This window comes from Roseovarius sp., from assembly GCF_018066915.1.
GTDB lineage: Bacteria > Pseudomonadota > Alphaproteobacteria > Rhodobacterales > Rhodobacteraceae > Roseovarius.
On record NZ_JAGPVV010000281.1, the window covers coordinates 1 to 18,735 of the forward strand.

Below are 18,735 nucleotides of genomic sequence, written 5' to 3' on the forward strand. Positions count from 1 at the left end.
AACGCTTGTGCTGGAACCCGGCGATCTTCAGATTTTCCGGGGGCGCTATTCGCTCCACCGGGTCGCCCCCTTGCGCGGCGCGACCCCGCGTTACGTCGCCATCCTGTCGTATGTCGAAGAGCCGGGAATGGTGGGCACGCCCGAACGCTGTCAACAGCTTTACGGCCGCACCCTGCCAATCCATCACGAGCGTGCAGGTCTGCGGGCCGATGCCTATATCGACTAACCCTCGTTGGGATACCAGAAAAGCGCAGCCCAGATCACCATGCCGACATAGGCCAGACACATCACGATCAGCGCCGCCCAGGTAAAGATCACCAGCGCCGCCGCGACACAGGCAAAGGCCAGGAGGAAGAACTTGACGTTCTCGCGCGAGATGCGGGTTTTCTTGAACGACCAGATCGGCACCGGCGAGATCATCAAAAGGCCGACACCGGCCATGTAAAGCCCGGTGAGGAAAGCAGGCGGCGGGGACATATCCGGCAGCGCAAAGGTCACGAACATCGGCAGCATCGCCAAGAGCGCGCCCGCAGGCGACGGCAACCCTTGGAAATAGGCCCCCGATCCGCCCTTGCCGCCCTCTTCACGCGCGCTGACGTTGAACCGCGCCAGACGCATGACGCAGCAGACGGCAAAGAAGAGAACCGCGATCCACCCCGCCTGCCGCGCGTCCTGAAGGCCCCAGTAATAGATCACCAGCGGGGCCGCGACGCCGAAATTGACGAAATCCGCCAGCGAATCTAGCTCGGCTCCCATGGCGCTTGAGCTACGCAAGAGCCGCGCCAAGCGCCCATCAAGCCCGTCAAGCACCCCGGCAATGAGCAAGAGCTGCACGGCGCGCACGTAATCGCCCTGCACACCCAACCGGATCGCCGTGACCCCGGCGCAGATCGCGGCGACCGTCAGCATATTGGGCAAAAGCTGCGCCAGCGTCACCTCGCGGCGCGCGCGTGGCTCGGGGTCTGGCGTCATTGATCCAACTCCGCGATCACGGTTTCCCCCGCCACCATGGTCTGACCCACGCGCACGCTCGGGGCAACACCTTGGGGCAGGTAGACATCCAGACGCGAGCCAAAGCGAATGAGGCCAAACCGCTCTCCGCGCCCAACGGACGCGCCCGGTTTCACGAAACAGACAATCCGCCGCGCCACCAGCCCGGCAATCTGCACCACCGGCAAGAGCCGCCCATCGGCCATCTCGATCACCACGCCATTGCGCTCGTTATCCTCGCTCGCCTTGTCGAGTGACGCGTTGAGGAACTTGCCGGGGCGATAAGCCACCGTCTTGACGCTGCCTGCGACCGGCGCGCGGTTCACATGGCAGTTGAACACGCTCATGAACACGCTGACACGCGTCAGCGGCGTGTCCGGCAGGCCCAGTTCGGCAGGCGGCACCACCGGTTCGATCAGCGACACGATGCCATCGGCGGGGCTGATGATCAGGCCGGGGCGCTCTGGCGTCACACGCTCGGGGTCGCGAAAGAAATAGTAGCACCAGACCGTCAGGCCCGCGCCGATCCAGCCCAGCACATCCCAGACCATGAAGAGCCCAAGCGTGACAAGCGCAAAGATCGCCACGAACTTGCGCCCCTCCGGGTGCATCGGCTTGATGAAGGTTTCATGCATTTTCATGCGCGGGCGCTCCTTGCGGCGGGTTTGCTTCTCTCTACCCGCCTAAGGCCATGGGTCTCAACTTGCAAGGTGACAGCTTTTCTTTGCCGCATCCACGTGGCAATCTCCGGCTCATGAGCACGCATATCACCTCCCCCGACGGAACCCCGGCCAGCCGCTTTGCCTTTGGCACCATGCAATTTGGCGGTGCCGCCGATGAAGCCGCCTCGCGCGCCATGTTCGACGCCTGCCTCGGCGCGGGCATCACCCATTTCGACACCGCGCATCTTTATACCGATGGCGCTGCGGAAACGCTCTTGGGCCAGTTCGCGGCCCCCTATCGCGACCGGCTGACAATTGCCACCAAGGCCGGGTATTCCGGCGGGGCGGGGCGCGAAAATATCCTCGCGCAGTTCGATATCTCCCGCAAACGTCTTGGCATGGACAAAGTCGAGATCCTCTACCTGCACCGCTTTGATCCCGACACGCCGCTCGAGGAGACGCTGGAAACCTTTGCCGAGTTGCGCGCGCGCGGGCAGATCGACCATGTCGGCCTGTCGAATTTCGCCGCGTGGCAGGTGATGAAGGCCGCCTGCATTGCCGCCCGCTTCGATCTGACCATTTCGATCCTGCAACCGATGTATAGCCTCGTGAAACGGCAGGCCGAGGTTGAAATCCTGCCAATGGCCGCCTCCGAAGGCATGGTTGTGGCGGGGTATTCGCCCCTCGCCGGCGGGTTGCTCACGGGCAAATATGCGCGGGGCGAAACCGGGCGGCTTACGGGCAATGAACGCTACTCCATCCGCTATGGTCAGGGCTGGATGCAAGAGGCCGCCCTTGCCCTTGTCGAGATTGCGCAAGAGTTGGGCACCGATCCCGCGACCCTCGCGGTGGCTTGGGCGGCGCAGCACCCGGCCAACCCCGTGCCGATCATTTCCGGGCGCTCTGCCGCCCAGATCGCGCCATCGCTGGCCGCCCTCGAGTTCGAGATGGACGCGGCCCTCTATGCGCGGCTGGCCGCCCTCAGCCCCGCACCGCCCCCTGCCACCGACCGCACCGAAGAGGCCTGAGCCGATGGAGCAACGCCCCCTTCCGCCCACCGCGTCGATCGCGCATGCCGGCGACGGGGCCAAACTGCATGCACCCTCGGCTGAACGCAACGCGGCGGCCATCACCGAGGCGCTCGTCAGCATAGCCCCTGCGACAGGCCGCGCGCTCGAGATTGCCAGCGGCACGGGTCAGCATATCGTGGGCTTTGCGCGTGCGATGCCCGGTCTCGACTGGCAACCGTCCGAGGTTGATCCGACGCGGCGCGCCAGTATCGACGCTTGGGCGGCGGAGGCCGGATTGCCCAATCTGCGCGCGGCCATGCCCCTCAACGCAACGCAAGCGGGCTGGGGCGCAGAGGCGGGCGAGCGCGCCCTGATCGTGCTCATCAACCTCCTGCATCTCATTTCGACACCCGAGGCGCAAACCTTGGTGCAAGAGGTGGCCCATGCCCTCGCCCCGGCGGGACGCTTTGCGCTCTATGGACCGTTCCTGCGCGAGGGACAGGCCACATCCGAGGGCGACGCCCGGTTCCACGCCAGCCTGATCGCACAGGACCCCGCCATCGGCTACAAGGATCTGGAGGATGTCCAGGCCTGGCTGCGCGCGGCGGGATTGGTCCTGATCGACACCCGCGCGATGCCTGCCAACAATCTGCTCTTGATCGCTGAGCGCCCAAAGTGATTTTTGCCGCCAATGCGCGCGCCCAATGCGTTGCCTTGGCGGAAAACCGGTCGCCCGCACAAAAACGGCTGACCATGAGCGTCCGTTTGGGTTACGGTCAGCACAGTTATCCCGTCCAAGGTATCCTGATGCTGCGCGCGCTCTTTTTCTTCTTCCTTCTCATCGCCCTGCCCGCCCATGCAACCGAGCGGTTCGGCGACTATGCCCCGGTCGATTTCGGACCGCGCGGGCCGTCACGCTATCCGGTGCATGGCATCGACGTGGCGCGGTTCCAGAACGAGGTGGACTGGCGGCGCGTGGCGCTCTCGGGGGTGGCCTTTGCCTTTATCAAGGCGACCGAGGGCGGCGATCTCAAGGACGCACAATTCGATCGCAACTGGCAATTGGCCGCGCGCGAGGGCATCCCGCGCGGGGCCTATCATTTCTACTATTTCTGCACCGCGCCCGAGGTGCAGGCGCAATGGTTCATCCAGAATGTGCCCCGCCGGGGCCGCGCCTTGCCCCCCGTGCTCGACATGGAGTGGAACCCGTTTTCCCCCACCTGCGTGGTGCGCCCACCGGGGGCAGAGGTGCGCAGGCAAGCGCAGATTTTCCTCGATATCGTCGAGCGGTATTACGGCCAGCGCCCGATCATCTACACCACACCGGAATTCTACGAACAAACCGGCATCGGACAGATCGAGGGGGTGGAATTCTGGCTGCGCTCCGTGGCGAGAACTCCCGATCAAGTTTACCCCGGCAAACGCTGGACCTTTTGGCAATACACCGGCACGGGCATTGTGCCGGGGATCGAAGGGGGCGTCGATATCAACGTCTTTGCCGGGTCCGAAGGGGATTGGCAAAACTGGCTGGGCACCCATTGGAAATAAGGGGCACCAAATGGCGCCCCCTTTGCTTTGTTACCCGTCCTTCCGGATCGTCTCGTTCTTCGGATCATAGGGGCTGTCGCAGGTCACGACCGCATCCCAAAGCTGATCCAGCATCTTGACCTTGAGCTTGGTGCCCTCGACCGCCTGCTCGGGCTTGACATAGCCCATGCCGATGGACTTGCCGAAAGCCACCGAATAGCCCCCCGAGGTCAGCCGCCCGACCCGCTCGCCACCTTCGGTATAAAGCACCTCACGTCCCCAGGGATCGGCATCCGCAGGACCGTCGATCAAGAGCGTGCAGCATTTCGCGCGGACGCCGGTCTCGATCATCCGCGCCTTGCCACGGAACTCCTTGTCCAGATCGACAAACCGCGGCAGATCGGCCTCGAGCGGGGTGGCATCGCGGCCCAGCTCATTGCCAAAGGCGCGATAGCTTTTCTCCTGCCGCAGCCAGTTTTGCGCGCGGGCTCCAACCAGCTTCATCCCGTGTTTTTCACCAGCTTTCTCAAGCAGATCAAAGAGGTAGGTCTGCATCTCGATCGGGTGATGCAATTCCCAACCCAATTCGCCGGTATAGGCCACGCGGATGGCATTGACCGGGCACATGCCCAATTCGATCCGCTGCGCCGACAGCCACGGGAACCGCTTGTTGCTGAGCGCGGTTGCCGGATCGGCATCCTTGATCACCTCATTGAGCACCGCACGCGATTTCGGCCCGGCGATGGCAAAGACACCCCATTGCGTTGTGACGTCCTGAATCTCGATATAGCCGAATTCGCCCGCCATATCCTCTGCCGATTTGCGCAGGTAATCGGCGTCATACTCGGTCCAAGCCCCGGCAGAGACAAGGTAATACTCATGCTCCTTGAGGCGCACGATGGTGTATTCCGTGCGCGTCGTGCCGTGATCGGTCAGCGCATAGGTCAGGTTGATCCGACCTACCTTGGGCAGCTTGTTGCAGGTAAACCAATCAAGGAATGCGGTCGCCCCCGGCCCTTTGACCATGTGCTTGGAAAAGGCGGTGGCGTCGATGAGACCGACGCCCTCGCGGATGGCTTTCGCCTCTTCGACCGCGTATTGCCACCAGCCGCCCCGGCGGAAGCTGCGCGCGTCATGGTCGAAGTTCTCCGGCGCATCAAGAGGCCCGTAATAGTTGGGGCGTTCCCAGCCATTGACGAACCCGAATTGCGCGCCGCGCGCCTTTTGCCGGTCATAGACAGGCGCCGTGCGCAGCGGGCGACAGGCCGGGCGCTCTTCGTCCGGGTGGTGCAGGATATAGACGTGGTCGTAGCACTCTTCGTTCTTGCGCGCGGCAAATTCGGTCGTCATCCAGTTCGAGGAATAGCGCTTGGGATCAAGGCTCGCCATGTCGATCTCGGCCTCGCCATTGACCATCAACTGCGCGAGGTAATAGCCGGTGCCGCCCGCCGCCGTGATGCCAAAGGAAAATCCCTCGGCCAGCCACATATTGCGCAGCCCCGGCGCGGGGCCGACCAGCGGATTGCCGTCGGGCGTATAGCAGATCGGCCCGTTGAAATCATCCTTGAGCCCGCTTTCCTCGCAGGACGGGATGCGGTGGATCATCGCCATATACTGCTCTTCGATCCGCTCCAGTGCTAGCGGAAAGAGATCGGCTCGGAAACTGTCCGGCACGCCATATTCAAAACAGGCCGGTGCGTTTTTCTCATAAACGCCCAGAATCCAGCCGCCGCGCTCTTCGCGCACATAGCTCTGCGCATCGGCATCCCGCACCACGGGATGCTCTTTGCCGCCCTGTCTGCGGAACTCGACCAGCGCCGGGTCCTGATCCATCACGACAAACTGATGCTCAACGGGGATTGCCGGGATCTTGATGCCCAGCTTCTTGGCGGTGGTCTGCGCGTGGTTGCCGCTCGCGGTCACGACATGCTCGGCGGTGATCACGATCTGCTCGTCAGAGGGCACGAGATTGCCGCCCTTTTCAACCATCTTGGTGCAGGTCACTTCCCACGCGCTGCCGGTCCAATGAAACGCATCCGCCTGCCACTTGCGCTCGATCATCACGCCGCGCTGGCGCGCGCCCTTGGCCATCGCCTGCGTCACATCGGCGGGGTTAATATAGCCGTCGGTGTTGTGATATAGCGCACCCTTAAGGTCAGAGGTATTGATCAGCGGCCAGCGTTCCTTGATCTCGTCCGGGGTCAGCCACTGATACGGCACGCCGCAGGTCTCAGCGGTCGAGGCATAGAGCATGAACTCATCCATGCGCTCTTGGGTTTGCGCCATGCGCAGGTTGCCCACGACGGCAAACCCGGCATTCAGCCCGGTCTCGGCCTCCAGCGTCTTGTAGAACTCGACCGAATATTTGTGGATATGGGTGGTCGCAAAGGACATGTTGAAGAGCGGCAGCAATCCGGCCGCATGCCAGGTCGAGCCAGAGGTCAACTCGTCCCGCTCCAGCAGCATCACATCCTCCCACCCGGCCTTGGCCAGATGATAGGCGATCGAGGTGCCAACGGCCCCACCGCCAACGACGAGGGCTTTGACCTGGGTTTTCATGACGAGCGACTCCCTTCGGGTAACATGAGTTGGGCCGATGTTTATCAATCCTGCCATTTCGCGCGCAGCCCATCCGACGCAACGCCGCACGAAAGCGACGTCACGCCGGATCGGGTGCGAAAACAGAGGTGTGGATTTCTCTGACGAGGATTGATAGCGTGCGCCGCAATGCAGAAATGACCGGAATTCAGCCCATGAGCGCCACCGCAACCAAGACCGCCCCCCTGCCGGAGGATATCCGTGCCATGAAAGGCGGCACTCCCATCGTCAGCCTCACGGCTTATACGACGCCGATGGCGCGGATGATGGACGCTGCCTGCGATTTCGTGCTGGTGGGCGACAGCGTGGGTATGGTGGTGCATGGCCTGCCCTCGACCCTTGGGGTCACGATTGAGATGATGATCCTACACGGTCAGGCGGTCGCGCGCGGCCTCTCTCGCGCCATGTTGGTGATCGACATGCCCTTCGGCTCTTACGAGGAAAGCCCGGAGCAGGCCTTTCGCAACGCGGCGCGCATTATGCGCGAGACAGGTGCTGCGGCGGTCAAGCTTGAAGGCGGGCGTCACATGGCCGACACCATCGCCTTTCTCGTGGCCCGCGGCGTGCCGGTGATGGCGCATATTGGCCTCACGCCGCAATCCATCAACACGCTTGGCGGGTATAAGGTTCAGGGGCGCGGCGATGCCGCCGAGACGCTCTTGGCCGATGCGCGCGCCGTCAGCGCGGCGGGGGCCTTTTCGGTAGTGCTGGAAAAGGTCACAGCCACGCTTGCCGACCGCATCACCGCCGAAATCCCCATTCCCACCATCGGGATTGGCGCCTCTGTGGGCTGCGATGGTCAGATCCTCGTGGTCGATGACATGCTGGGGCTCTTCACCGCCTTCAAGCCGAAATTCGTCAAGCGGTACGGCAATCTGGGCGCGGATGGCGAGGCCGCGATTGCCGCCTATGCCGCAGAGGTGCGCGCGCGGACCTTCCCTGCGCCCGAGCACACCTTTGCCGACAAGGCCCCGCGCGGATGAGCGCGCCCATCCTGCGCGACCTCAGCGCGCTGCGTGCCGCCACCCGGCCTTGGATATTGGCAGGCGAGACGATTGGCGTCGTGCCCACCATGGGCGCGCTGCATGACGGGCATCTCTCGCTCGTCGCGGCGGCCAAGGCAGCCTGCGACCGGGTGATCGTGACCATCTTTGTCAATCCCAAGCAGTTCAACAATCCCGAAGACCTCAAGAACTACCCTCGCACGGAAACCGAGGACGCGCGCAAGCTGGAGCGCTTCGCAGTGGACGCCCTCTGGGTGCCGGATGGCGATCAGATGTATCCCGAGCATTTCGCCACTACGGTTTCGGTGGGCGGTCTCACCGATGTGATGGAGGGCGTCTATCGCCCCGGCCATTTCGACGGCATGTCCACCGTCGTGACCAAACTCTTTACCCAGACAGCAGCCACCGACGCCTTCTTTGGCGAAAAGGACTATCAGCAACTTATGGTCGTGCGCCGGATGGCGACGGACCTCGATATTCCGATCACCGTGCATGGCTGCCCCACGATCAGAGAAATCGACGGTCTGGCCATGTCCTCGCGCAACCTGCTTTTGTCGGACCGCGCTCGCACCACGGCCCCCGTGCTGCACGAGGTGATGGAGCAGATCGCCGAAGGGCTGCGCGCGGGCGCCGAGTTTGGCCCGCTCCACGCCGCCGCCTTGGCGCGGCTGGAACGGGCGGGCTTTACCGGGGTCGATTACCTCGATCTGCGCGCACAGGACGATTTGTCGAGCTTGGCCTCCCCGACGCGCCCCGCCCGGCTCTTTGCGGCCGCCTGGCTGGCAGGGGTGCGCCTGATCGACAATATCGCCATCGGCACCTGAGCGGTTTCATCGTTCCATAAATACTCAAAACACGCCGCCTGCCGCAGGGCCGGGAATTTGAGTATTTGCAGAACAGTGAACTCAGGCCCCAAGCAACTCCGCAAGCGCAAGCGCCATGACAAGCGCGGACTGTTCCATATCCTCGATCCCCACATATTCATCCGGCTTATGCGCTAGATCGAGAATACCGGGGCCATACGCGATGCAGTTCTTCAGCCGCCCGATCCGGTCAATATGTTTCTGGTCATAGGTGCCGGGGCTGACAACGTAATCGGCGGCATGGCCGAACACCTGATCCACCGCCCGCGCCACGGCCCCCACAACCGGCGCATCGCGGTCGGTCATCGTCGGCAGGACGCGGTGCAATTCGCGCAGGGTATAGTCAAACCCCGCTCTGCCGCTGCGCAGGCTGTCCAGCAGATCGCGGATTTCGGATTCGACCGCGCCGATGTCCTCTTCGATCAGGAATCGCCGGTCGATCACCATCCGGCAGCGGTCGGGCACGCAAGGGCTGGGCAGGCCGGTATAATCTGCGGCCTGTTCCGGCTCGCCGCCATGGATGGAATTGATGTTGAGCGTGGAGTGCCGCGCGCCTTCGGGCACCACCGGCATCTCGGTGCGCCGAGCAGCCAGCGCCGGAAAGAGGCGCTCTTCCATCCGCGCGACCACGGCCCCCATGTGACGCACGGCGCAATCCCCGAGGAAAGGCATGGACCCATGCGCAATCTCGCCATGGGTCTCGATTTCGGCCCACCAGACGCCACGATGCCCAAGACAAATGCGATCCTTGCCCAAGGGTTCGGGGATGATGACGTGATCCACCCGGCCGGGGCTGAAATAGCCGCGCTCTGCCAGATAGGCGACGCCGCCAAAACCGCCCGATTCCTCATCCGCCGTGCCGCTGATCTCGATGGCCCCGGCGTAATCGGGACAGGTGGCGATGAACGCCTCTGCGGCGATGATGCTCGCCGCGAGCCCGCCCTTCATGTCGCAGGCCCCACGCCCATAGATTTTTCCGTCGATCATCGCCCCGCCAAAGGGGTCCACGCTCCAGCCATGGCCCACTTCGACCACGTCGATATGGCTGTTGAAATGCACGCAAGCGCCGGCGCGCGCACCCGCGCGCCGCGCGATGATATTCCAGCGCGGGTGCCGGTCGCTGTCGCCGGGCGCGCCCTTTGCGCGGATCAATTCGGTCTCGAACCCCGCCGCGCGCAGGCGACGGTCGAGATAGTCGCAAATCTCGCGGTAGTTCTCGCCCGGTGGATTGAGGGTGGGAATGCGGATCAGATCCTGCGTGAGCGCGATCAGATCGTCGCGCCGCGCCGAGATTTCAGCGTGCAGGCGGTCAACCAACGGCATCAGGCCCAGCCCGGCGCGCGCTTGAGGAGGGCTTCGGCCTCTGTGACCATGCGCGCGATGATGTCGGCCACCGGCGGGCGGTCATGGATCAATCCCGTCGCCTCGCCCACAAAGGTATTGGCGCGGGTCGGATCACCCGCCGCCCAGCCCGTCGCCCAGTCAGCGCGCGCAGGCGCATCCTTACGCAAAGCGTCAGGATCGTCATGCCAACGCTCTGTCACCGCATTGCGCAGCACCCGCGCCGTATAGCGCGCAGGCCACCGCAGATCGCGCGCGGCATCCATCACGGTCGAGCGGATCGTCTGGTCCCCGGTCGCGGCAATCGCGGCATCGGTCATCGCCTGCGACACCTGCGCCTCGGCAGAGGCCCAGAGGCGCGATCCGATGAGAACGCCATCCGCCCCAAGCATGAGCGCGGCAGCCAATCCCCGCCCGTCGGCAATGCCCCCCGCCGCCAAGAGCAGCACCTCGGGCGCCTGCCCCGCCAGCCAATCCGCCACCTCGGGCACCAGCGTGATCGTGCCGCGCCGCTCGCCATGGCCACCCGCCTCGGACCCCTGCGCCACGATGATCCGCGCCCCACACTCTGCCGCGCGCTGTGCATCGCGCAGGGTCTGGACCTGACAGATGAGCGGCACGCCCGCCGCAGCAATGCGGGGTGCAAACGGGGCGGGATCACCGAACGACAGGCACAGCGCCGCCGGGGCACGGGCCAGAACGAGATCCAGAACCGCAGGGTTTTCCGCCATCTTCCACGTGATGAAGCCGCAGCCCACCCGCGCATTCCCCGCCTCGGCAAAGGCACTATCCAGCCAGTCGGCATTGCCATAACCGCCCCCGATCAGGCCCAGCCCCCCGGCATGGGTCACAGCCGCCGCCAGACGCCCCCCGGCCGCAAAGGCCATCGGCGCGCAGAGAATGGGATGGGTCAGGCCAAGGGCCTCGGTCAAACGGGTTTGCATAGGCTGAGTATGCCCGCGCAATCGCCCTCAGGACAAGAGGTCTGTGATCAGCCCCGGCAGGTCGATGAACTCCGAGAACGCCCGGTCATGGGTGATCCGCTCGACCGGCCCTTTGCGATAGCCCTCGGTGTACAGAACAAAAGGCACGCCCGCCCGCGCCGCCGTTTCGGCATCGACCTCGCTGTCGCCGACAAAGATCACATCCCGCGCCCCAAGCGCTGCGGCCGTGGCCTGAAGCGGGGCCGGGTCCGGCTTGCGCACGGTCAGGCTGTCACCCCCGATGATCACTGGGAAATACCCGGCCAGCCCCAGATGCGCGAGGATCGAATGGGCCGGACCTTCGGGCTTGTTGGTGCACAGCCCAAGCGCCAAATCGGCCCCCGCCAGCCCGTCGAGCGCGGCGATCACCCCCGGATAGACCCGTGTCAGGGTCACGGCGGTTTCGTAATCGGCGATGAACTCTTCGATCATTCGGGCGCGCAGCGCGCCATCCCCTGCCCGTCCGCGCGCCGTCAGACAGCAGGTGATGAAATGCGGCACGCCGCTGCCGATGAAACTGCGGGTTTCCTCAGGCGTGAACAGCGCAAATCCATGCCGCGCCATCAGACGGTTGGCGGCGGCGTGAATATCCGGCGCGCTGTCGATCAAGGTGCCGTCTAGGTCGAAAATGACCGCGCGACTCATGCCATGGCACCGGTCGCCGCCTCGGCCGCACGGCGGATTGCGCGGATATTCTCGCCGTAAACGCCGGGGTTATCCACGCTGCCGCCCTTGAAGACCGCAGAGCCCGCGACCAGCACATCCGCCCCCGCCGCCGCCATCAGCGGCGCGGTTTCCGTGGTGATGCCGCCGTCAATCTCGATATGGATAGGCCGGTCGCCGATCATGGCGCGCAGGCGCTTGACCTTGTCGATCTGGCTGTGAATGAACTTCTGCCCACCAAAACCGGGGTTGACCGTCATCACGCAGATGAGGTCGACCATGTCGAGCAGATGATCGATCGCGTCGATCCCCGTGCCGGGATTGAGCGCCAGACCCGCCTTGCACCCTGCACCGCGAATGGCCTGCAAGGTGCGGTGGATATGCGGCCCCGCCTCGAGATGCGCGGTCAGCACATCGGCCCCGGCCTGCGCGAAGGCGTCAATGTAGGCATCGACCGGCGAGATCATCAGATGCACGTCCATCACCGTCTTTATATGCGGGCGGATGGCGGCGCAGAGCGGCGGACCAAAGGTCAGATTGGGCACGAAATGCCCGTCCATCACATCGACATGCACCCAGTCACATCCCTGCGCTTCGATGGCCCGAATTTCGGCCCCGAAATTGGCGAAATCGGCAGAGAGAATGGACGGGGCGATCTTGATCGAACGATTGAGGCTCATGGCAGGTCTCCTCTGGGGCGCATGCACGCGACATGCGCTGCCCATGGCCAGAGGTCAAGACCCAAGGGGCAGCGTGCCGCAACCACAGATGGGGCCACGGACGCCTAGAACCAGCCCGCAACCAGTTGATCCAGCCAGACCCGCGCCATGTTGACCGCGTTCACATATTGCGAGAGCGGCGCCTCTGCGGCAGGGATGGACGCAGCCAGACGCGGGGCCAGAGCATAGACAAGCGCGGCAAGACCGAAGGTGATGATCGCAAGGCGAAAGCCGCTGCGAAAGCCACCACGCCCCACCGGCACTTCGATATCCTCGGGCATCGGCATGTGCCCAAGGTCGGTCCGGTCGTCGGTCGAGGTCAGCGAGGAATTGATTTCTTCGATATCGGGCAAGAGATTGCGCCGGGACGACGGATCAATGCTCGCATGGGCATCAGGGGCCACGGGCGCGGGCGGCGCAGAGGGGCCAGAGGTGCCGCGCAGACGCTCCATCCGGGCGCGCGCCTGACGCGTGCGCTCGTCTTCAGAGAGGTCCGGCTCTGTCAGGCCAAGGTCGGGCTGCATCTCGATCCCGCCGGGGGCGGCGCGGACCTGTCGCTCGCGCTCGGCCTCCTGTCGCAGGATATCGGCCACGCCGGGGTCAATGCCGCGCCGCGCAGGGCGGGCAGGGGCGGGTTCTGGCTCTGACAACTCCTCGTCGAGCATATCGTCGTCATAATCGTCGTCTTCGTCATAGAGATCATCGGGCAGCGGATCGTCGCCGCTCTCGGGCCCCTCTGCCGCAGGCGCGGGGGGCGGCAGGTCTTCATCGCGCGGCTGCGGGCCCAGATCATCATCCCCCGACGCATCGGGCGCATGCGACGGATGATGCTGAAACCAGGTGTCCCCGCAATTGGAGCATTGCACGTCGCGCCCGCCAAGCGGGATCACTTCGTCGGGCACCTCGTATTGTGCGCCGCAATTCGGGCAAATCAGCCTCATTCTACCACCCGTTTCTTGCCGCCGTTGTCCGGCCCCTCTCGTTATGTGTCAGCATAGGCGGTTCGCGGCTTTCGGAAAAGGCCAAAGCGAATCACGCGCAGGATCATTGCACATGTGTGGCCTCTGGGGCATTTAGGGGCGGTGAGTGACAAGGGGACAGCGGTGATCGAGCTGGAGAATGTGGCCTATAGCTATGGCGGCGGTGAACTGCTGGCGGATGTGTCGCTGGCGCTCAGCCCCGGTTCGTTTCATTTCCTGACCGGGCCGTCAGGATCAGGCAAAACAACGCTGCTCAAGCTCTGTTATGGTGCCCTTGTGCCCACGGCCGGGCAGGTGCGGCTCTTCGGGCAAGAGCGGCGCACGATGGAACGCGACGACATCGCCATGGTGCGGCGGCGGATCGGCGTGGTGCATCAGGATTGCCAGTTTCTCGATCACCTGACCGTGTCGGAAAACATCGCCCTGCCACTGGCTGTCTCGGGGCGTGATCTCTTGGCCGAGGATGCGAACCTGCGCGAATTGACCGGCTGGGTCGGTCTCAAGGAGCGCGCCAATGCCCTGCCGCCGGAATTGTCCGGGGGCGAACGACAGCGCGCGGCCCTTGCGCGCGCCGTGATCATGTCGCCCGATGTGGTGCTGGCGGATGAACCGACCGGCAACGTCGATTGGGAGATGTCGCAGCGCCTCTTGCGCCTGCTGATCGAGTTGAACCGGATGGGCAAGACCATCCTCATCGCCACCCACGACCTCGCCCTGATCCGCGCAGCCAAGAGTCACGTTCAGGCCCGTGTCCTGCGGATCGCCGCGCGCAAGCTGCAATTGGCGGGGGCGGACCTATGAAGCTCGACCTCTCACAGGTCAAGGCTCTGCTGCTGACCGATGGGCAGGCCGACCGCGTGGTGCCGCCCACCGGCTTTACCGCCTGGCTCACACTCTTCAGCGCGGGGGTCATGGCGTTTCTCGCGGTCTTCGCGCTCGCCTTGTCGCTGGCCACTGGCCGGCTGGCAGATCGCTGGGGCAACGAGCTTGCCCGCACCGCGACCGTGCGGATTTCGGCCCCCGAAGGTCAGATGGCGGCCCAGACCACGGCGGCGCTGCGCGTCCTTGAAACCACCGCCGGAGTGGACCACGCCCGCGCCATGACGGATGAGGAACAGGCGGCGCTTTTGGCACCGTGGTTCGGCCCCGGCCTACCGATTTCGGATCTGCCGATTCCGCGCCTGATCGAAGTGATCGAAACCTCCGAAGGTTTTGACGCCGAGGGCCTGCGCCTGCGCCTGAGCGCCGAAGTGCCGGGCGCCATGCTCGACGATCACACACGATGGCGGCAGCCTCTGGTGCGCGCCGCCAGCCGATTGCGGCTCTTGGGGTGGGTGTCGCTCCTCCTGATCGGGGCGGCGGTTGGGGCAATGATCACGCTGGCGGCCAATGCGGCCCTTGCGGCCAATGCCCAAGTCATCAGCGTGCTGCGCCTTGTCGGCGCGCAGGATACCTATATCGCCCACGCCTTCGTGCGTCGTTTCACGCTTCGGGCACTCAGTGGCGCCTGCGTCGGCGTGGTTCTGGGCTGCGGCGCGATTCTGCTTTTACCCAGTGCGCAGATTGAGGGCGGTTTTTTGACTGGTCTCGGATTTCAGGGCTGGCACTGGGTCTGGCCCTTGATCATTCCGCTGCTGGCGGCCTCTGTGGCCTTTCTCGCCACCCGGCTTGCCGCGCAGCGTACCTTGAAGGATATGCCATGAGGTTTGCCGTTCAATGGGTGCGCTCGCTGCTCTTTGTGGCGCAGATGTATCTCATGCTGCCCGTGGTCGGGCTGATCTACATGCCCGCCGCCATTGTCAGCCGCAAGGGCGCTCTGGCAGGCTGCAAGGCCTATTGCCGGTGGGTCCGCTGGACCGCCGCCTGGATGGTGGGCCTACGCACCGAGGTGCGCGGCACACCGCCCGACGGACAGGTGCTGATCGCGGCCAAACACCAATCCTTTCTCGATATCCTGCTGATTTTCAGTGAATTGCCGACCGGGCGTTTCATCATGAAGCGCGAAATCCTCTGGACGCCGGTGATCGGCCTCTACGGGATGCGGATCGGCTGCGTGCCGGTGGACCGTGGCAAGCGGGGCGCTGCGATCAAGAAGATGGTCGAGGATGTGGCGCGCGGGGCGCAGACCCCCGGCCAGTTGATCATCTACGCCCAAGGCACGCGCGTGGCACCCGGCGCACAGATGCCCTACAAGATCGGGACCGCCGTGCTCTATGAACAGATGGGCGTGCCCTGCGTGCCTGCGGCCACCAATGTGGGTGTGTTCTGGCCCAAGCGCGGCATCTACCGCAAGCCGGGGCTGGCGGTGGTCGAGTTCCTGCCCGCGATCCCACAAGGTCTCGATCGAAACGCCTTCATGGCAAAGCTGGAGCAGGACGTCGAGAGCGCCTCGAACGCGCTGATGCGCGAGGCGGGGTTTGATCCCGAGCGGGCAGCGCGGAACTAGGACGCTCGGGGCGCGCAACCCGTCCGCTATACCGCCAACCGGGTCTTCATGAACTGATAAAAGAATTCGGCCTTGCCCGCCTGCGCATAGGCCCGGTTGAGGCGTGACTTGGCCTCGAAGGCATGGCGCGCGGCAGAGCCATGCTGCGGCGCAATCCGGGTGCGACCGGTCTCGATGGCGCGCATGTGCTCGCGGTACGCCTGTTCAACCCGACCGGCAAAGGCCGCCTGCGCCGTGGCGCTCTGCGCGCTGAGATGCAGGTTGTAGCTGGTCGCACCCAAAGGCGCGCGCCCCCCCACAAGCGACAGGATTTCCATCGCGTGCAACACGTCCTGCGCGGGCCGATTGCGAAATGGCCCGACCAACCCGCACCGCGCCACCGGATGAAAACTGGCCCCGGTGCGCCCCAGATCGGCAAAGCCAAGGGCCGTCTGGCTCCCGCCCGGCACATGCAGCAGAGGCTCCTTGCCAAGCAGGATACGGGTTCGGCCAAAGGCGGCGCCATGCGACCGGGCCAAGGGCAAGAGGGCCGTCAGATAGCCCGGCTCCCATGTGTCGTCGGCATCGAGAAAGGCGATCACCGGCGCGGTTGCCCGCGCGATGGCCCGATTGCGCGCAGGGCCTGCGCCAGTGGCCATGTGATGCGTGGCACAGCGGATCAGGCGCAGACCGAGATCGGGCAGATCGTCATAGCCCTGCCCATCATCCGGCGCGATCACTACCTCTATACGCTCTGGCGGCAGCCCAGAGGCCGCGATCGAGGCAAGAGCGGCGGGCAAGGTGCTGCCCGCCTGAAACGCCGGGATGATGACCGAGACGAGGGGGCGGGATGGTAACTTCATTCCACAACCTTGGCATCGCGGCTAAGCGGAGGCGCATAGCTCAGCTGGGTGGAGCCACCGGGTGTGCCCGGAAGAAACGCGTAGATCGTGACGCCCCATCTATCCGGAGTTCCGAAGCCGCCGCTCATCCAAAAGTGTTCAAGAGTTTCATCATCCGGATTTGTGTCGGGTTCAAGCGTCAGCTCGGGAAAGTCCCGTGCGATGATTGGTGCAACGCGGGCAACAAGAGCAGCGACCTCGGACGATGACAGGTTATGAGCTTCAAAGCCGGCAACCGAGCACCTGCGCCCACTGCTGAATATCAACGTTCGCGACAGTGTATCCACCCAATCCCCTGCATAGCGTGGGCGGGGACGGAGCCCGAGAGAGCCGGGATCAGTGACCTCCTTGTCGAGACAAAGTGCTTGAAAGACATCGGCGATTCGCTCTGCCCGGTCGAAGGTCAGGCGATCCACGACGAAGTGGCCGCCCAACCCAGCGAGAAACCCGGCGATCACGATAAACGCGAGACGGCCCGCCTTCATCGGAGGAGCCTAACTCGCCAACGGCATCGCATGCGGCAAAACGCAGTCCGGTCCTTCACGCGTGGATCGCTCCATCCCCGCATGCAAGTGCTGCTTCGCGCACCGCTTCGGAATAGGTGGGATGGGCGTGGCAGGTCATGGCCAGATCCTGCGCAGAGGCCCCGAATTCCATCGCCACACAAATCTCGTGGATGAGATCCCCCGCTGCGGGCCCGATGATATGCGCGCCGAGGATGCGGTCTGTTTCCTTGTCGGCGAGGATTTTCACGAAACCGTCGCCCGCAAAAACCGCCTTGGCGCGGCCGTTGCCCATAAAGGAGAACTTACCGACCTTATAGGCACGCCCTTGTTCTTTCAGGCTTTCTTCGGTTGCGCCGACATTGGCGACCTCGGGATGCGTATAGATCACACCGGGAATGACGCCGTAATTCACATGCCCATGTTTGCCCGCCAACACCTCGGCCACGGCCATGCCCTCATCCTCGGCCTTGTGGGCCAGCATCGGGCCTTCGATGGCGTCGCCGATGGCATAGATCCCCTTGACCGAGGTCTGCCAATGGTCATCGGTGGCAATCTGGCCGCGTTTGGTCATCTCGACGCCGAGATCCGCCAACCCAAGCCCGTCGGTATAGGGTTTGCGCCCCGTGGCCAAGAGGACGGTATCGGCATCCAGCTGATGCGCGCTGTCATCCTTGCGCAGTTTGTAATGCACCTTGGCCTTGGTCTTGAGCGTCTCGACCGAATGCACGGCGGCCCCCATGATGAAATTAAGCCCCTGTTTCTTCAATGTTCTTTGGAAGGTTTTTTGCACCTCGCCGTCCATGCCGGGGGTGATCGCGTCGAGATATTCGATCACCGTCACCTCGGCCCCCAGACGGGCATAGACCGACCCCATCTCGAGCCCGATCACACCCGCGCCGATCACCACCAACGATTTCGGGATCTTGCCCAGTTCCAGCGCACCGGTGGAGGTGACGACGATCTTTTCGTCGACCTCGACACCGGGCAGCGTGGCAGGCACAGAGCCCGAGGCGATGACGATCTTCTTGGCCTCGTGGATGTCGTCGCCCACCTTGACGCGGCCCGCCTCGGGGATGGAACCCCAGCCCTTGATCCAGTCTACCTTGTTCTTTTTGAAGAGAAATTCGATGCCCTTGGTGTTCTGGCCGATGACGTCATCCTTATAGGCCAGCATCTGCTTCCAATCGACCGAGGGCGCCTTGCCCTTGAGGCCCATGGCGGCAAAATTATGCTCGGCCTCGTGCAGCATGTGGCTCGCGTGCAAGAGCGCCTTGGAGGGGATGCACCCCACGTTGAGACAGGTGCCGCCCAGGGTGGCGCGCCCCTCGACCACGGCGGTTTTCAGCCCCAGTTGCGCGCAGCGGATGGCGCAGACATAGCCGCCGGGGCCAGCACCGATGATGATTACGTCGTAAGAGGCCATGGGTCAGATCCTTTCGTTTTTCGCGGCCACAGCCGCGTCGGTAGTCTATCGGTATTGCGTCGGTGCGGGCGGGGCAGAATGGGGGCGCCGCCCCCGTCGCGCTGCGCGCGCCTCCCCCGAGGTATTTTGTGCCAGATGA

Annotated in this window: 19 protein-coding genes and 1 pseudogene; 9 read left to right on the top strand and 11 right to left on the bottom strand. The window is 64.2% G+C overall.

All coding sequences use genetic code 11. The features are described 5' to 3' along the window. Nucleotides 1-226: pseudogene (locus KBT70_RS15725) on the top strand (hypothetical protein); the annotation flags it as partial. On the opposite strand, the gene KBT70_RS15730 reads toward KBT70_RS15725, so the two are convergent. Then, nucleotides 223-972, bottom strand: a complete 750-nt coding sequence (locus KBT70_RS15730) for a phosphatidylcholine/phosphatidylserine synthase (RefSeq protein ID WP_296636055.1) — start codon at nucleotides 970-972, stop codon at nucleotides 223-225. The pseudogene KBT70_RS15725 and the gene KBT70_RS15730 sit on opposite strands and share 4 nt — an antisense overlap. Further along, a complete protein-coding gene (locus tag KBT70_RS15735) occupies nucleotides 969-1,631 on the bottom strand; it encodes a phosphatidylserine decarboxylase (protein WP_296636058.1) in 663 nt (220 codons plus the stop codon). Before KBT70_RS15735 ends, KBT70_RS15730 begins: the two co-directional genes overlap by 4 nt. Before the next feature lie 113 nt (nucleotides 1,632-1,744). On the opposite strand from KBT70_RS15735, the gene KBT70_RS15740 reads away from it, so the two are divergent. From KBT70_RS15740 to KBT70_RS15750, 3 genes are all read left to right on the top strand, one after another. Then, the gene (locus KBT70_RS15740; protein ID WP_296636061.1) at nucleotides 1,745-2,680 is read left to right on the top strand and encodes an aldo/keto reductase; all 936 of its coding nucleotides are present in this window, start codon (nucleotides 1,745-1,747) and stop codon (nucleotides 2,678-2,680) included. Between the two features lie 4 nt (nucleotides 2,681-2,684). Beyond that, a complete protein-coding gene (locus KBT70_RS15745; RefSeq protein ID WP_296636065.1) occupies nucleotides 2,685-3,341 on the top strand; it encodes a DUF938 domain-containing protein in 657 nt (218 codons plus the stop codon). 128 nt (nucleotides 3,342-3,469) lie between these two features. Continuing rightward, a complete protein-coding gene (locus KBT70_RS15750) occupies nucleotides 3,470-4,210 on the top strand; it encodes a GH25 family lysozyme (protein ID WP_296636113.1) in 741 nt (246 codons plus the stop codon). 30 nt (nucleotides 4,211-4,240) lie between these two features. Here the strand turns inward: KBT70_RS15750 and KBT70_RS15755 are convergent, their stop codons facing one another. Then, entirely contained in the window at nucleotides 4,241-6,748 is a 2,508-nt protein-coding gene (locus KBT70_RS15755; protein ID WP_296636069.1) for an FAD-dependent oxidoreductase, read from the bottom strand. 194 nt (nucleotides 6,749-6,942) lie between these two features. Here KBT70_RS15755 and panB point away from each other — a divergent pair, with 194 nt between their 5' ends. After that, nucleotides 6,943-7,770 (top strand): 3-methyl-2-oxobutanoate hydroxymethyltransferase, encoded by an 828-nt coding sequence (panB, locus tag KBT70_RS15760; protein ID WP_296636074.1) that lies wholly within the window; start codon nucleotides 6,943-6,945, stop codon nucleotides 7,768-7,770. Next, complete coding sequence (panC, locus tag KBT70_RS15765) at nucleotides 7,767-8,615, top strand: pantoate--beta-alanine ligase (protein ID WP_296636077.1); 849 nt, start codon at nucleotides 7,767-7,769, stop codon at nucleotides 8,613-8,615. The genes panB and panC overlap by 4 nt, the downstream gene beginning before the upstream one ends. A gap of 81 nt (nucleotides 8,616-8,696) precedes the next feature. On the opposite strand, the gene KBT70_RS15770 is transcribed toward panC, so the two are convergent. From KBT70_RS15770 to KBT70_RS15790, 5 genes are all read right to left on the bottom strand, one after another. After that, nucleotides 8,697-9,977, bottom strand: coding sequence for an acetylornithine deacetylase/succinyl-diaminopimelate desuccinylase family protein (locus tag KBT70_RS15770; protein WP_296636079.1), 1,281 nt, complete (start codon nucleotides 9,975-9,977; stop codon nucleotides 8,697-8,699). Further along, on the bottom strand, nucleotides 9,977-10,939 hold the full coding sequence (locus tag KBT70_RS15775; RefSeq protein ID WP_296636082.1) for a nitronate monooxygenase: 963 nt from the start codon (nucleotides 10,937-10,939) through the stop codon (nucleotides 9,977-9,979). Before KBT70_RS15775 ends, KBT70_RS15770 begins: the two co-directional genes overlap by 1 nt. Nucleotides 10,940-10,966: 27 nt before the next feature. Continuing rightward, nucleotides 10,967-11,623, bottom strand: coding sequence for a phosphoglycolate phosphatase (gene gph / locus KBT70_RS15780; protein WP_296636085.1), 657 nt, complete (start codon nucleotides 11,621-11,623; stop codon nucleotides 10,967-10,969). Continuing rightward, on the bottom strand, nucleotides 11,620-12,321 hold the full coding sequence (gene rpe, locus KBT70_RS15785) for a ribulose-phosphate 3-epimerase (protein WP_296636089.1): 702 nt from the start codon (nucleotides 12,319-12,321) through the stop codon (nucleotides 11,620-11,622). The genes gph and rpe overlap by 4 nt, the downstream gene beginning before the upstream one ends. A 104-nt stretch (nucleotides 12,322-12,425) precedes the next feature. After that, nucleotides 12,426-13,301, bottom strand: coding sequence for a zinc-ribbon domain-containing protein (locus KBT70_RS15790; protein WP_296636092.1), 876 nt, complete (start codon nucleotides 13,299-13,301; stop codon nucleotides 12,426-12,428). 162 nt (nucleotides 13,302-13,463) lie between these two features. On the opposite strand from KBT70_RS15790, the gene KBT70_RS15795 reads away from it, so the two are divergent. Genes KBT70_RS15795 through KBT70_RS15805 form a run of 3 tightly spaced genes read left to right on the top strand, consistent with a single transcriptional unit; the run spans nucleotide 13,464 to nucleotide 15,786 of the window. After that, a complete protein-coding gene (locus KBT70_RS15795) occupies nucleotides 13,464-14,141 on the top strand; it encodes an ATP-binding cassette domain-containing protein (RefSeq protein WP_296636095.1) in 678 nt (225 codons plus the stop codon). Next, entirely contained in the window at nucleotides 14,138-15,043 is a 906-nt protein-coding gene (locus tag KBT70_RS15800) for an FtsX-like permease family protein (RefSeq protein ID WP_296636097.1), read from the top strand. The genes KBT70_RS15795 and KBT70_RS15800 overlap by 4 nt, the downstream gene beginning before the upstream one ends. Then, complete coding sequence (locus KBT70_RS15805) at nucleotides 15,040-15,786, top strand: lysophospholipid acyltransferase family protein (protein ID WP_296636100.1); 747 nt, start codon at nucleotides 15,040-15,042, stop codon at nucleotides 15,784-15,786. The genes KBT70_RS15800 and KBT70_RS15805 overlap by 4 nt, the downstream gene beginning before the upstream one ends. A 26-nt stretch (nucleotides 15,787-15,812) precedes the next feature. Here the strand turns inward: KBT70_RS15805 and KBT70_RS15810 are convergent, their stop codons facing one another. From KBT70_RS15810 to lpdA, 3 genes are read right to left on the bottom strand one after another with little or no spacing between them, the layout of a single operon-like run. Next, the gene (locus KBT70_RS15810; RefSeq protein WP_296636104.1) at nucleotides 15,813-16,628 is read right to left on the bottom strand and encodes a glycosyltransferase family 2 protein; all 816 of its coding nucleotides are present in this window, start codon (nucleotides 16,626-16,628) and stop codon (nucleotides 15,813-15,815) included. Next, nucleotides 16,625-17,152 (bottom strand): hypothetical protein, encoded by a 528-nt coding sequence (locus KBT70_RS15815; RefSeq protein WP_296636108.1) that lies wholly within the window; start codon nucleotides 17,150-17,152, stop codon nucleotides 16,625-16,627. Before KBT70_RS15815 ends, KBT70_RS15810 begins: the two co-directional genes overlap by 4 nt. A 55-nt stretch (nucleotides 17,153-17,207) precedes the next feature. Continuing rightward, the gene (lpdA, locus tag KBT70_RS15820; RefSeq protein ID WP_296636110.1) at nucleotides 17,208-18,596 is read right to left on the bottom strand and encodes a dihydrolipoyl dehydrogenase; all 1,389 of its coding nucleotides are present in this window, start codon (nucleotides 18,594-18,596) and stop codon (nucleotides 17,208-17,210) included. Between the last annotated feature and the right edge of the window lie 139 nt (nucleotides 18,597-18,735).